General features: G+C 56.8%; 16 protein-coding genes. 4 read left to right on the top strand and 12 right to left on the bottom strand.

The features are described from left to right. Positions 1-5 precede the first annotated feature (5 nt). The 9 genes from dagF to K7R23_RS10010 form a co-directional block, all read right to left on the bottom strand. Entirely contained in the window at positions 6-746 is a 741-nt protein-coding gene (dagF, locus tag K7R23_RS09970) for a 2-dehydro-3-deoxy-phosphogluconate aldolase (protein ID WP_012907390.1), read from the bottom strand. Next, positions 743-1,861, bottom strand: a complete 1,119-nt coding sequence (locus tag K7R23_RS09975) for a DgaE family pyridoxal phosphate-dependent ammonia lyase (protein WP_012907389.1) — start codon at positions 1,859-1,861, stop codon at positions 743-745. The genes dagF and K7R23_RS09975 overlap by 4 nt, the downstream gene beginning before the upstream one ends. Then, positions 1,845-2,978 carry an amidohydrolase/deacetylase family metallohydrolase gene (locus K7R23_RS09980; RefSeq protein ID WP_012907388.1) on the bottom strand — a complete coding sequence of 378 codons (1,134 nt, stop codon included), beginning with the start codon at positions 2,976-2,978 and terminating at the stop codon, positions 1,845-1,847. Before K7R23_RS09980 ends, K7R23_RS09975 begins: the two co-directional genes overlap by 17 nt. Positions 2,979-3,186: 208 nt before the next feature. Beyond that, entirely contained in the window at positions 3,187-4,167 is a 981-nt protein-coding gene (locus K7R23_RS09985; RefSeq protein ID WP_012904434.1) for an IS110-like element ISCro4 family transposase, read from the bottom strand. A gap of 223 nt (positions 4,168-4,390) precedes the next feature. After that, positions 4,391-5,035: a DUF4310 family protein gene (locus K7R23_RS09990; RefSeq protein WP_012907387.1), complete on the bottom strand. Its 645-nt coding sequence runs from the start codon at positions 5,033-5,035 to the stop codon at positions 4,391-4,393. A gap of 11 nt (positions 5,036-5,046) precedes the next feature. Continuing rightward, a complete protein-coding gene (locus K7R23_RS09995; protein WP_012907386.1) occupies positions 5,047-5,823 on the bottom strand; it encodes a DUF4311 domain-containing protein in 777 nt (258 codons plus the stop codon). Between the two features lie 22 nt (positions 5,824-5,845). Beyond that, the gene (locus K7R23_RS10000) at positions 5,846-6,145 is read right to left on the bottom strand and encodes a DUF4312 family protein (protein WP_012907385.1); all 300 of its coding nucleotides are present in this window, start codon (positions 6,143-6,145) and stop codon (positions 5,846-5,848) included. Between the two features lie 2 nt (positions 6,146-6,147). Then, positions 6,148-6,510, bottom strand: coding sequence for an SFCGS family glycine-rich protein (locus K7R23_RS10005; RefSeq protein WP_000435389.1), 363 nt, complete (start codon positions 6,508-6,510; stop codon positions 6,148-6,150). A gap of 10 nt (positions 6,511-6,520) precedes the next feature. Continuing rightward, positions 6,521-6,859: a glycine dehydrogenase gene (locus K7R23_RS10010; RefSeq protein ID WP_012907384.1), complete on the bottom strand. Its 339-nt coding sequence runs from the start codon at positions 6,857-6,859 to the stop codon at positions 6,521-6,523. Between the two features lie 429 nt (positions 6,860-7,288). Between K7R23_RS10010 and K7R23_RS10015 the strand changes: the two genes are divergently transcribed. Next, positions 7,289-7,612: a type II toxin-antitoxin system RelE/ParE family toxin gene (locus K7R23_RS10015; protein WP_012907383.1), complete on the top strand. Its 324-nt coding sequence runs from the start codon at positions 7,289-7,291 to the stop codon at positions 7,610-7,612. Continuing rightward, positions 7,599-7,886, top strand: a complete 288-nt coding sequence (locus K7R23_RS10020) for a helix-turn-helix domain-containing protein (protein WP_024132888.1) — start codon at positions 7,599-7,601, stop codon at positions 7,884-7,886. The genes K7R23_RS10015 and K7R23_RS10020 overlap by 14 nt, the downstream gene beginning before the upstream one ends. A gap of 65 nt (positions 7,887-7,951) precedes the next feature. On the opposite strand, the gene pmbA is transcribed toward K7R23_RS10020, so the two are convergent. Next, positions 7,952-9,304 carry a metalloprotease PmbA gene (gene pmbA / locus K7R23_RS10025; protein WP_012907382.1) on the bottom strand — a complete coding sequence of 451 codons (1,353 nt, stop codon included), beginning with the start codon at positions 9,302-9,304 and terminating at the stop codon, positions 7,952-7,954. A 95-nt stretch (positions 9,305-9,399) separates the two neighbouring features. Between pmbA and yjgA the strand changes: the two genes are divergently transcribed. Then, positions 9,400-9,951, top strand: coding sequence for a ribosome biogenesis factor YjgA (gene yjgA, locus K7R23_RS10030; RefSeq protein WP_012907381.1), 552 nt, complete (start codon positions 9,400-9,402; stop codon positions 9,949-9,951). Between the two features lie 113 nt (positions 9,952-10,064). On the opposite strand, the gene mpl is transcribed toward yjgA, so the two are convergent. Next, positions 10,065-11,438, bottom strand: coding sequence for a UDP-N-acetylmuramate:L-alanyl-gamma-D-glutamyl-meso-diaminopimelate ligase (mpl, locus tag K7R23_RS10035; RefSeq protein ID WP_012907380.1), 1,374 nt, complete (start codon positions 11,436-11,438; stop codon positions 10,065-10,067). A 175-nt stretch (positions 11,439-11,613) separates the two neighbouring features. Here mpl and fbp point away from each other — a divergent pair, with 175 nt between their 5' ends. Beyond that, complete coding sequence (gene fbp, locus K7R23_RS10040; RefSeq protein WP_012907379.1) at positions 11,614-12,612, top strand: class 1 fructose-bisphosphatase; 999 nt, start codon at positions 11,614-11,616, stop codon at positions 12,610-12,612. Positions 12,613-12,689: 77 nt separating this feature from the next. On the opposite strand, the gene K7R23_RS10045 is transcribed toward fbp, so the two are convergent. Further along, positions 12,690-13,802, bottom strand: coding sequence for a methyl-accepting chemotaxis protein (locus K7R23_RS10045; RefSeq protein ID WP_012907378.1), 1,113 nt, complete (start codon positions 13,800-13,802; stop codon positions 12,690-12,692). Positions 13,803-13,856 lie beyond the last annotated feature (54 nt).

The raw sequence follows: 13,856 nt of genomic DNA on the forward strand, positions 1-13,856 counted from the left end.
TTTTTTTAGCCGATGCACGTCCGGGTGAGCGCCAGCAGCTGGCGCACATCGTCCGGACGGGTATTACCACTCACCTTATCAATAATTGAACTATAAATGTGAGGAATGATTTTGCTCACGCCGGCATCCAGCGCAATCTGCAAAATCTCGGCATAATTATCCAGATCGATACCGCCCGTCGGCTCCAGCCAGAAGTCATGACGCGCGCAGGCTTCCGCTACTGCTTTAAACTCGTCACGGCTTTTCAGACCGCCCATCGGGAAGTATTTGATCGAGCTGCCGCCCATATCCTTAAGCAGCGCGATAGCCGTCTCAACCGGTACGATCCCGTCCGCGGCTTTGCTGCTCAGCGGTCCGGTAGAAATCTTCACCATCCCCGGCGTGCCGGTAGGCGACACCAGACCGTTGACCACCGTTTCACCCTGCCCCAGCAGCGCGCGGCTGGTCGCCACGCCGGTAAAGACCTGGTTGACGTGCTGCGGCTGCACCTGACGTGAGATCTCGCTGACCATCGCCGACTGGTTCGGATCGCCCGCCCCCAGCCCTACCGACAGCGCGTTATCGATCAGTTGCGCATACTCACGCATATCGGCCACGGCGCTGTCGACGTCCGGATAATTTTTCGAAAGCACGCCGACCAGCACATGACCTTCAGCCGCCTCATAAATTTCACGAGCGTTCTCTTTCGAGCCTGCCAGTACGTTCAGGCAGACGCGATCGCGGTAAAAGTTCGGGGTCAGTTTCATGCTTTTTTCTCCTGGTTAATCACTTCGTTGATACGGCGCGCCACAATCTCCAGCTGCGCGCGGTCTACGCTGCGTACGTCCGCTTCAATAATCCCTTCGTTGGCTTTGTACCCGCGGAAGTAAATCGCGTATTCGCCCTGTTTGAGCGCCTCCACCAGATCGCTGGTGGCGATGCCGGTTACCGCTTCATCAAACTTAATCTCCGCACGTGCGATATCGCGTCCGGCGCTGTCCCACACCACGCGGGCGCTCACGCCGTTGAAGGTGTTCAGGGTGTCGATAAACGGCGTCATTTTTTCCACCATCTCCGCCCCGCTCTCTTTTTGCGCGCTGAGATAGTGTTCGATGGCGCAGGTCAGGCCGAGAATCCCCTCTTTACCGACCTTCATCGCCCGGCCAATGCCCGCCGACTGGCGCTTCACCCACTCCACATACTGGGTTTTGCCAATCACCAGTCCGCTGGTCGGCCCTTCGATGGCCTTCGCGCCGCTGTAGATAACCAGCGACGCGCCGGCGCGGTAGTAGCACTGCAAATCTTCCTCCGCCGCCGCATCAACAATCAGCGGCAGGTTGTGTTTGCGCGCGACCACGACCGCCTGTTCAACGCTGAGCATGCTTTTCTGTACGCAGTGGTGTGATTTGATATAGAGGATGGCCGCGGTACGCGGCGTAATCGCCGCCGCCAGATGGGCTGCCGAGCATTCATTGGCGTAGCCTGCTTCCACCAGCTTACCGCCGCCCAGCGCCACCATCGTGCCGACCGGCGCGCCAAAGTTAACGTTGTGGCCTTTTGGCAGCACGATTTCGTTATTTTCAACTGGCGTGACGTGCAGATTTTCCAGCAGCCAGTCGCTGTCCTGCACCAGAACCGCGGCCACCGACTGGGCAATGCCCGCTGACGCGCAGGAAACCACCGTCGCGCCCTCCACATCCAGCAGCTTCGCGATGTATTCGCCGGTTTTGTTGACCAGATCTTTCATCTCAAAATACTGGTTCATTCCGGCCATCGCCGCTTCCACCACTTCCGGACGCGGCGTGGAAACGCCCAGCGCCGTCATGCGGCCAGATGTATTAATTACCTGTTTTAAATTGTATTTCTCAAAAATCGAAGGCATATTCCGCGCTCCCTTGTTCGGTCATATAGCCCTTGCCCGCGCGAATCGCGGCAAGCGGCACCAGCAGCTTCTCAGCCTGTAAGCTGTCGTTTTCAGCATCCACCAGCACGGTTGGCTGGCGTTTAAGCGTAAAGAGGGTTAAATCGGCGTCCATCCCCGGCTGGAGGCGGCCTTTGGTTTTCAGCCGCAGGCTGTCGGCGGCATTGGCGGTCACACAGTCGATGACCTGCGGCAGCGTCATGCCGATGGCGAGAAATTTCGACATTACGTTAGCCAGCGAATGCACCGGACCGCTGATGCGGTTGCGGCAGTAGATATCCGAGCTGATGGTGTGCGGCAGAATGCCTGCGCCGATCGCGCGCTTCGCCACCGCAAAGCTCAGGCTGGCGGTGCCATGACCGACGTCGAGACGCACTCCGCGCTGCAGCGCCCGGGTGATCGACGCGCGCAGTTCGCCTTCCGGCGTTAAAATGCGATTCGGTTTGCCGTTGTAGCAATGGGTAATGATGTCGCCCGCGCTCAGGCGTTCGGCGATCTCATCGAGATCCGGCGGGTTATTGCCGATGTGGACCATCAGCGGCAGTTCGCCGTTCTCCTGCTGCATCGCTTTAGCGCGATCCAGCGGCGTGATGCCGTTTTCACCGACCACGCTGCTGCTCATCCGCGCCTTCAGGCCAACGATAAAGTCCGGGTGGCGCTTCACCGCCTGCTTCACCGCATCGGCGTCGATATTGGCCATGTTCGCCAGTTCGTTCTGCGCGATCAGCCCGACGCGGGAGATATTCAGCAGCGCATACACCTCAGTCGCCGCATCGCGGGTGAGGGTGTAGAACTCGTCAATATCATCGGCGCCGGTACTGCCTGCATCCACCACGGTGGTCACGCCGGTCGCGATGCCGACGCTGTCCGGCTCGTCATGATAAATGGGCGATTTCGGATAGCAGTGCACGTGGGAATCAATCCATCCGGCGCTGACGTAACATTCGCCGCGTAAATCGAGCGTTTTTACCGCCGGTTCATCAGTCCTGCCCAGCACGGCAATTTTGCCGCCTTTAATCGCAATATCGCAGATCGTTTCGTCAACCAGACGCGCATGGCGCAGGAGTAAATCAAACATATCTCTCTCCTGTTTGAGCGGACGCTTCCACGTCCGCCGGGATGATGTGCCGGATGGCGGCGTTACCGCCTTATCCGGCTTACAAAGTTGCGCTTACCCGTAGATACTGTTATCGCCTGCAAGCTTTTTTATTTTCCGCCTTACCGGATTGCAGGCATACCAGTCACAGCGCCGTCAGGCGCTGTTTTTTCATCCCTTCCACCATATTTTACGCTGCTACCGGATTATGCCGGGACGCATCGAACGGCACGCCTGACTTCAGAACACCGTACGCCACCTGCGCCAGCTTGCGCATCATCGCACCGATTATCACTTTCCCTTTTTTACCGTTCCCTGCCAGACGGTCACGGAACGCTCTTCCCCATTCCGTTTTACTTACCGCCACCATCGCAGGCATATACAGCGCCCTGCGAAGCGACGCATGTCCGGCTTTACTCATCCGGCTGGCCCTGTTCACACTGCTGCCTGATTCATACCGCCGCGGCGTCAGACCCGCAAAAGCGGCGAACTGCCTGGCATGGGTGAAGCGCTCCTTCAGACCGGTATAAGCCAGTAATACCGCGGACGTTTTCTCCCCGATGCCCGGGATACTTTCCAGCAGCTTCCTGCGGTGCTTCATATCCGGGTCATCATCCGTCAGGTCCTTTATCTGCTTTTCGATGCGCTTAAGTTCGGCATGAAGCCACAGCAGATGGGCGTCTATACTCGGACGCTGCACCTCACGCGCTGTCTCCAGGCGGTTCAGCTCCTGCGTGTGCATGTCCGTCAGCGACTGATGGCGCAGCACCAGAGCCCGCAGGGCCCGTTCAACCGGATGCGGGGCTTCCCACGCCGGAGGGCGCTTCTGACGACAGAACTCTGCCAGCATACGGGCATCCACTGCATCGGTTTTGCTGCGCAGACCTTCACTCTGTGCAAAGGCTTTACCCAGGGCGGGGTTGATGACGGAGACGGTGTAACCGGCATCACTGAGATGAGCGGCAACGTCTTCCATATACGTACTGGTGGCTTCCATGCAGATATGTGCCGGTGCCACGCGATGACCGCTGAGCCAGCGGAGAAGTTCGTCGTGGCCCTTCGGGGTGTTGGCAAATTTTTTGCTGCGGTGACGGCCATCAGGCCGCAACACATCGACATCCAGCTTAGCTTTAGAGACATCGATACCGATAAAATGAAGTTCCTGTTCCATAGTGAGACCAGCCTTGTGAATGCGGATTACCGGGAAAACCGGTCCATGATACTGTCCGGTTTGTCACTTGTGGAGAACGGCGGTCCGCTGCATAAATCTACGTCACAGGTTATTAGCCTGAGGCCTGATACGGCATGCGGACCGCATGGCAGAGAGAACTGGCCGGTTCTCCCTGCACTGAAGGGATAATACAAGGCCTGATAAGCGCAGCGCCATCGGGCGGTTAGCTAATCGCAATCGGGAAGATGGAACCTAAAATCATCGCGCCGAGGATCGCGCCGCCGGTGATCGGCTTCTGCCAGATGTAAAACAGCAGAGCGCCCAGCAGCGAACCCACGCCAATCGGAATCGAGGCAGTCATGGCGCTGAGGATAATCAACGGCCCGAGGAAACGACCGGAGGCGTTACCGGCGCCCATCATAACGTCGGCGCCATAGGTGGAGTCGCTCTGGTTGATGGTGAACTTACGCGCCAGGATAATGATGTAGCCAATCGCCAGACCAAGCGCCAGACCCGTCGCCAGCGAAGCGATAAAGTTCTCTACCGGGAAAACAATGCCCGCGCCGAGCAGCAGCGCCGGCACGCCGAGGCCGATACCGGTCTGAATGGCGCCGCCGATATCCAGAATCCCCACCAGCGAGCCTTCGATGATGCGGGCAAACAGGAAGCTGGCGCCAAACGCGGCGACCGCGCCGTAGGAGCCGGTATCAATCCCCGCCTTCAGCATCGCCACAAAGGCCACTTCGTTGAACGCGCCGATGCCGTACAGGTAGTACATATGCGTCCCGGCAAACACGCCGGAGGAGAGCAGGCCAACGAAGATCGGGAACGACCAGTCGGCAAACCAAAAACCTTTATTCTGTTCCATTGTGGCCTCCGTTATTTGCCGCTAAGCGAGTTGTGGATCAGTTCGAGCCAGTTCGGCACGGTCATGTGGAAGGATTCGATCATCTTCATGTCGAAGCCGCGGAAGAAGCCGCCCAGTACGAACAGCAGCACGATGGCGACCATCATCACTTTGGTCACGTGGTTCCAGCCGCTCTCTTCCACGCCTTTGCCGATCAGGATGCCAAGCACCAGACCCGGTACGGCGTTACCCATGATCAGCTGCGCCGCGCCGCCGAATACGGTGGCCCAGAAGCCCGATTTCTTACCGGCGTCGATTGCCGCCAGCCAGAAAATGACCGGCATCACGGTGTTCACCAGCAGGTTAGCCGCTGGCACCAGCACCTTCACGGCGGTGACCTGAAGGGCTTCCGGCACCGAGGAGGCGGTCAGGTTGAGGAAGGTAACGACAATCATGCCGATGATGCCGCAGGCAATCGCCATCTTTTTCGGATCGTGCAGCGTCTCACCGACGTTACGGTTTTTCACCATCAGCGCCGCCGCCCCCCAGTTAGGGATGATGCGGTGGTCGACGTCCTGGGTGAACGAGCCCGCCGCAACGGAAGACGCCCAGGCGTTGAAGAAGAAGCCCAGGCCAAAGGAGAAGTGAGAAGCGGGGTCCCCTTCGCAGGAGTTCAGCTCTCCCAGTGTGCGAAACGCGCCCATCCCCTGAGTGGTAGGCGCATGAAACATGCGTGCAGCCCCGGCCCCCACACCTACGCCGACGAGGCCGCCGATGATGAGCGATTTTATTAAAATTATCAGGAACATAGTTATGCCTTCTTAACAAGAATCAGCGTTGCGAGACGAAATCCACCTTGTCCAGATTGATGGCTGTCACGTTCACGGTCACGTCCAGCTCCACGCTGTACGTGTGTCTTTCCCGGCGCAAAAAGAAAAACAAAAATGCTTCTTTACGCACCGCTTCACGCGCCTGAACAACCTGCACATCCTGTGGCTCAATACGCAGTAAAATATGCGGCGATGCCTTCATCACCGCGGCCTGAACGTGGTTCAGGGCATCGGCAAAGGCGCGCGCTTTGGCTTCGCCCTTGCCGGTCACTCTCACCGTCGTGGTGAATTGTTCTTTCATACTCAGGCGCCGTATTTTTTCTGCCACGCCTGTACCAGACGTTCGCCGAGCTCTTCTTTATCCATAAAACCGAAGCCCAGCACGTTGCAGCCTTCGTTGATCGCCGTCACGCCTTCGTCTACCGAACGCATGCCGTATTTCGCCTTGTAGCCGTGTTTGTTTTGCGCGGTGATCGCTCCTGCGCCGCCGCTGCCGCAGAAAGAGATGCCGAAGGTGGCGTTTTCCGCCTTCATCACATCACCCAGCTTCATATCCGCCGCCACGCCCGGCACCACAACCGCACGGCCGCCCGCTTTTTCGACGCCTGCCGCCACTTTCTGGCCTTTTCCCAGACGATCGCCAATCACAACGGTAATTTGTTCCATTTTTCGCTCCTTAAAGATTATCTTTCGCGACTTCAAAGTGGACCGACAGCAGCCAGGCCTCTTCCTCGGGAAGATTGCCAAACGCTGCGACCACGTCGCGGGCAAGCGCCATTGATTCGGCGGATATTTCATCAAATAAACTGGCATCCACTTCCGGCAAAGGCTCGCCGGTCAGCGACCGGTGCGCCATGGCGCGAACATGAGACGTCAGCATTTGTTCCTGTACGGCGTTGGGAATGATGTGATGTTCACGCAGTAACGCATAAACCTGCGCCAGCATGCGATCGGCCAGTTCACCAGGCTGCGCCGCCTGTTCACCCATGTCGTTCATTACTGCTCCGTTATTCACTCGTCTTACCCCGTTAATGGCTCTGAGTTAAAACTAACGATGAGGGTAAAAAGTTTGTAGCGAGTTGTTTTCCACTTCGAAGTGGAAAGGCGAGTGGCAATAGTGATCTGTGCCGCAAAAAAGGCGGTTTTGAGGCGTTATCGACGGAAAAATGTGATTACCTTCACGGTTATTAAGGTCTTTTTGCCTTGTCTGCAACATGGAAGAAAACACAGAACTGTGAACAACAAACGATTTTTGCGGGTGATATCAGAAAGCGTTATGACGAATTCTTGCAAAGCGCTACGCAGAGATCGTCACTTTCTGAGACAGAAATAGCGACGATGCTTCAGGATAGAGGAAATTTACAGCGCCATTCGCAGGGAAGAGAGAGAAATTAGCCTATAAGCTAATTTAGCTTTTATGCTAATATTTATTCAGGGAGAGGCCATGTTCACCGTTATATTGCATGTCGACGTCGCCAAAGAATTAGCCGAGCTGCCGCCCATTGTTCAGGCTAAAATGATCCGCCTGATCGATAAGTTAAAAGCGAACCCCACAGTGCTTCGGGAACCGGACAGTAAGCCCCTCGGCGCGGGACTGTTTGAAATACGCACTATGGGGATCGGGATCGCCCGGGGCCTGTATGTTTATCAGAAAGGTAAAAGGATCTACCTGCTGCGGGTCTTTATTAAAAAAACGCAGAAAACGCCGGAACACGAAATGCTGTTAGCCTTCACAAGGCTGGAGGAGATGCTCAATGAAGAAAACTAAAAGTGTCGCCTGGGACGAGGTCAGAACAGACCTTCTGTCCAGTCCTGAGGTACAGGCTGCAATGGAAGCAGAAGAACGTAAAGCGCGTCTGCAGGCTATGCTCGCAGAATGGCGCAATCATGCTGGCTTAACCCGCGCACAGGTTGCAGAGAGAATGGGCGTCACGCCACCGACGGTATCCAGAATGGAGGCCAATATTGTCAGGGCCAGCCTGGAAACCATCGCCCGCTATGCCAGAGCCTGTGGAATCAAACATCCACAAATCCTTTTATAACGCTTCCCCCCTGATACCGACAGTATCAAGGGGATAAACGTTTTACGTTTAACGCAGAGCGAAGCTTATTGACCGGCGATCTTCATCTCCGGCAGAAGAACGGAACCACACTGGATATTGCTGCGGGTTTCAATATCGTTGCCCACGGTCACGATATTGCGCCACATCTCTTTTAAGTTCCCGGCGATGGTAATTTCGCTAACCGGATACTGAATTTCGCCGTTTTCGACCCAGAAGCCAGCCGCGCCGCGCGAGTAATCCCCGGTAATGCCGCTTACGCCCTGGCCCATCAGTTCGGTGACCACCAGACCGGTACCCATCTCTTTCAGCATCTGCTCAAAGCTCAGCCCCTGCCCGGCAATACGCCAGTTGTGAATGCCGCCCGCGTGGCCGGTGCTTTTTAGTCCCAGCTTGCGCGCCGAATAGTTGGTCAGCAGCCACTGGGTCAGCACGCCGTCTTTAACGATGTCACGCCGTTCGGTACGCACGCCTTCGCTGTCGAACGGCGAGGAAGCCAGCCCTTTGCGCAGATGCGGATGTTCTTCGATGGTCAGCCACTCAGGCAGTATTTGTTTGCCCAGCGAATCCAGCAGGAACGTCGATTTACGATAAACAGAGCCGCCGGCAATTGCGCCAACCAGATGACCAAACAGCCCGGTCGCCACTTCATTAGCGAAAATGACCGGCGCTTTCATCGTCGAAAGCTTACGCGGCGCAAGGCGCGATAACGTGCGGCGAGCGCACTCGGCGCCGACCCACTCCGGCGATTGCAGATCGCCCAGCGCGCGGCCAATGGTATAAGCGTAGTCGCGTTCCATATCGCCATTCTCTTCGGCAATCACGCAGCTGGACAGCGAGTGACGGCTGGAACAATAGCCCTGCAACATACCGTGGCTGTTGCCGAACACTTTAATGCCATAGTGGCTGTTAAAGCTGCCGCCTTCGGTATTGGTAATGCGTTTATCCGCCTGTAATGATGCCTGCTCGGCACGCGCGGCCAGTTCAATGGCCTCGTCCGGGGAGATTTCCGCCGGATGGAACAGGTCGAGATCCGGCGCGTCAAAGGCCAGCAGTTCTTTATCAGCCACGCCCGCGCACGGGTCTGGCGAGGTATAGCGCGCTATGTCCAGCGCTGCCTGCACGGTGCGGGCGATAGCCTGCGGGCTTAAGTCCGTCGATGACGCGCTGCCTTTGCGGTTCTGATGGTAAACGGTGATGCCTAAGGCGCCATCGCTGTTAAATTCAACATTCTCCACTTCACCATAGCGGGTGCTTACGCTGATGCCGGTGGTCTTGCTAACCGATACTTCCGCCCCGTCCGATTTGCCTGAGGCTAACTCCAGCGCCGTCGAGACTGCTTCTTCCAGGCTCTTACGCTGCGCTTCAACTTGTGAGATTACTTTCATTGCAAATGCCATAATGTAGTGAGAGTTTCTTTGAAGTCTAACAGAGAACCGTTTTTCAGTGCGCATCTTAACTGGTAACATTAGCCTCTTTTTTTAAGGAGCCTGAGATGACAAAGCAGCCCGAAGACTGGCTCGACGACGTGCCCGGTGATGAAAACGAAGACGAAGATGATGAAATTATCTGGGTCAGCAAAAGTGAAATTAAACGTGATGCCGAGGAGCTGAAGCGCCTGGGCGCAGAGATTGTCGATCTGGGTAAAAACGCGCTGGATAAAATCCCGCTGGATCCGGATCTGCGCGCCGCAATTGAGCTGGCGCAGCGTATTAAAATGGAAGGCCGCCGCCGTCAGCTGCAGCTGATTGGTAAAATGTTGCGCCAGCGTGACGTTGAACCCATCCGTCAGGCGCTGGACAAGCTGAAAAACCGTCATAACCAGCAGGTCGTGCTGTTCCATAAGCTGGAGCAAATGCGCGATCGCCTGCTCGTCGACGGGGATGAGGCGATAGCGGAAGTGCTGAACCTGTGGCCGAACGCAGACCGTCAGCAGCTGCGTTCGCTTATCCGCAACGCGAAGAAAGAGAAAGAAGGGAACAAGCCGCCGAAATCCGCACGCCAGATTTTCCAGTATCTGCGCGAACTGGCGGAAAACGAAGCGTAATTTCGCGCGTCGGCAATGCCGGATGGCGGCGCAATGCGCCTTATCCGGCCTACAGAACTATGGCGCGGATAGTGATGTAGGCCCGGAAAGCGCAGCGCCTCCGGGCATTTTTATTACTCGCCAGCCTGGGATTTCTTCGCCAGACCGTCTAACAGCTTCTGATGAATTCCGCCAAACCCGCCGTTGCTCATCACCAGGATGTGATCGCCAGGCTGTGCCGTTTTCACCACCATCTCCGCCAGCGCGTCGACGTCGCCGCTCCAGTGCGCAGGCTGAACGCAGGCATCGGCGACCTCCGCCACCTGCCACGGAATGTGCGGCGGTTGCAGCAGATACACCTCATCGGCGCGGCCCAGCGACGGCGCCAGATCGTCTTTGCACAACCCCATTTTCATGGTGTTGGAACGCGGCTCCAGCACCGCGATAATCCGCGCCGTACCGCCCACTTTGCCGCGTAATGCCGCCAGCGTCGCCAGAATCGCCGTCGGGTGATGGGCGAAATCGTCATACACCGTAACGCCGTTCGCTTCGCCACGCAGCTCCAGGCGGCGACGGGCGTTGATAAACGATCCCAGCGCCGCCGCGGCATCGGCTGGCTGTACGCCAACATGACGCGCTGCGGCGATAGCCATCAGGCCATTGTGCATGTTGTGTTCGCCCACCAGCGACCACTTCACTTCGCCGACCTTTTCGCCGTCCAGCCAGACTTCCCACGCCGATGCGTCGGCGTTCAGCTTCTTCGCCTGCCAGTGTCCCTGCTCGCCCACCAGCTCCTGTTCGCTCCAGCAGCCCATCGCCAGCGTCTGCTTCAGGTTGATATCATTTTCCGGATAAATAATGCGCCCCTGGCCCGGCACGATGCGCACCAGATGGTGGAACTGTTTCTGGATTGCCTTCAGGTCGTCAAAAATATCCGCATGATCGAACTCAAGGTTGTTGAGGATCAGCGTGCGCGGACAGTAGTGAACAAATTTAGAACGCTTATCGAAGAAGGCGCAGTCATATTCATCCGCCTCAATGACGAAGAAATCGCTCTCGCCCAGACGCGCCGACACCTCAAAGTTGCCCGGCACGCCGCCAATCACAAAGCCTGGCTTGTAGCCGCAGGCTTCCAGAATCCAGGCGGCCATCCCGGCGGTGGTGGTTTTCCCGTGCGTTCCCGCCACGGCCAGCACCCAACGGTCGCGCAGCACAAAATCGTGCAGCCACTGCGGCCCGGACATGTACGGGATGTTTTTTTCCAGCACCGCCTCAACGCACGCATTACCGCGGGTCATGGCATTGCCGATAATCACCAGATCGGGCTGCGGGTCGAGCTGACTGGCGTCATAACCCTGAATAAGGTCAATGCCCTGCTTTTCAAGCAGGGTACTCATTGGCGGATATACATTGGCGTCCGAACCCGTTACCTCATGACCAAGCGAACGCGCCAGCATCGCCAGACCGCCCATGAAGGTGCCACAAATTCCCAAAATATGAATGCGCATACGTCACTATCCTTTTTTAATCCGGGAGCCATTTTACGCATATGTCAGCCCGGTGAGAAACGCATTTCAGGATAATCCGTAGTTTGCTGGCGCGATTCACCTGAGCGCAGTCCCTGAAATATTTGTTAAGATTGTTAAGGTCGCTTTACTCCATATCAATTGCAGGGAAAGTGTTATGAAAACGTTAGGTGAATTTATTGTCGAAAAGCAGCACGAGTTCTCGCATGCAACCGGTGAGCTCACTGCTTTGCTGTCGGCAATAAAGCTGGGCGCCAAGATCATCCACCGTGATATCAATAAGGCCGGACTGGTCGATATCCTGGGTGCCAGCGGTGCTGAGAACGTGCAGGGCGAGGTTCAACAGAAGCTCGATCTGTTCGCGAACGAGAAACTGAAAGCGGCGCTCAAGGCACGCGATATCGTCGCGGGCATCGCCTCTGAAGAAGAAGATGAGATCGTCGTCTTTGAAGGCTGTGAACACGCGAAGTACGTGGTGCTGATGGATCCTCTGGATGGTTCGTCCAACATCGATGTTAACGTTTCTGTCGGAACGATTTTTTCTATCTATCGCCGGGTCACGCCGGTCGGCACGCCGGTAACGGAAGAAGATTTCCTCCAGCCGGGCAACAAACAGGTTGCCGCGGGCTACGTGGTTTATGGCTCTTCCACCATGCTGGTCTACACCACCGGCTGCGGCGTGCACGCTTTCACCTACGATCCGTCGCTGGGCGTGTTCTGCCTGTGCCAGGAGCGTATGCGCTTCCCGCAGAAGGGCAAAACGTACTCGATCAACGAAGGTAACTACATCAAGTTCCCGAACGGCGTGAAGAAGTACATTAAATTCTGCCAGGAAGAGGATAAGTCCACCAACCGCCCGTACACTTCGCGCTACATTGGTTCGCTGGTGGCGGACTTCCATCGCAACCTGCTGAAAGGCGGAATTTATCTCTACCCAAGCACCGCCAGCCACCCGGAAGGGAAGCTGCGTCTGCTGTATGAATGCAACCCGATGGCGTTTCTTGCGGAACAGGCAGGCGGCAAAGCGAGCGACGGGAAAGAGCGTATCCTGGACATTGTTCCGGAGAGCCTGCATCAGCGCCGCTCGTTCTTCGTCGGCAACGACCATATGGTTGAGGACGTAGAACGTTTTATTCGTGAGTTCCCCGACGCGTAAAACCTGACCGGATGGCGCTAACGCTTAACTGGCCTACAGACCGTGTGTTGTAGGCCGGAGCCATCCGGCATTTCCCCTTAAGCCGTCTGTAATTTAAATGCAGACATCGCCTCGATTAACGCCTGAGACTGCTCTTCCAGCGAGCGGGTGGCCGCGGAAGATTGCTGCACTAACGCCGCGTTCTGCTGCGCCGTCTCATCCATCTGGCTGACTGCAACATTCACCTGTTCAATGCCGCGGCTCTGCTCCTGCGACGCGCTGGCGATTTCCCGCATCAGCGTCGTCATCTGCATCACTTCGTTGGCGATCTCATCCATCGTTTCCCCCGCCTGCATCGCCAGGTCGCTGCCTTCGTGGACCTGCGCCTGAGAATCGCCGATCAGCGTGCGGATCTCTTTCGCCGCCTCAGCGCTCCGGCTGGCGAGGTTACGGACTTCACCCGCCACCACCGCAAAACCCCGTCCCTGCTCTCCTGCGCGCGCCGCTTCGACCGAGGCGTTCAGCGCCAGGATATTGGTCTGGAACGCAATGCCGTCGATAACGCCGAGGATATCGGCAATCCGGTTGGAGCTACCGGAGATATCGCGCATTTTCTCGATGACGTAGCAGACCATTTCGCTGCCGCGATCGGCGGTATCCGATACCAGTTTCGCCAGCTGATGCGCCTGACCGGCGTTTTCCGCGTTCTGTTTCACCGTCGCGGTGAGCTGCTCTATGCTGGCGGCGGTTTGTTCCAGCGAAGTGGCGGTCGATTCGGTGCGCACGGCAAGGTTCATATTGCCTGCCGCCAGCTTATGGCTGCCGGTATCGATTTGCGAGCTGGCTTTACGTACTCGTTTTACCGATTCGCTCAGCGCCACGCGCATTCCCTCAAGCGCGGCCTGCAGGCGATTAAACTCGGCGCTGGCGTAGCGGCTTTCCGTCGCCGACAAATCGCCGGTCGCCAGGCGCTCCAGTTGTTTAACCAGGCTGTCCAGCGGGTTGAGAATATTATTACGCAGCATCAGCCAGGCGACAGCCAGCAGCGCGATAGTCGCCAGCATGACGCCCCACATAGCGCCGAACCAGGCCCAGGAGGTGATGTTGTGGGTCGAGGCATACATTCCCATACCGCCCGTCAGCAGCAGGAATGCAGTAATCAGCGATAATAAGACCAGCAGAGTATTTCTTACGGAGAGGGAGTTGGGCATCGTTATTGTCCGGTTGAAGAAGATATAAAATCTATCGACAACAACCGGAATAAG

The organism is Citrobacter rodentium NBRC 105723 = DSM 16636 (assembly GCF_021278985.1).
In the GTDB taxonomy this organism is placed as follows: domain Bacteria; phylum Pseudomonadota; class Gammaproteobacteria; order Enterobacterales; family Enterobacteriaceae; genus Citrobacter_A; species Citrobacter_A rodentium.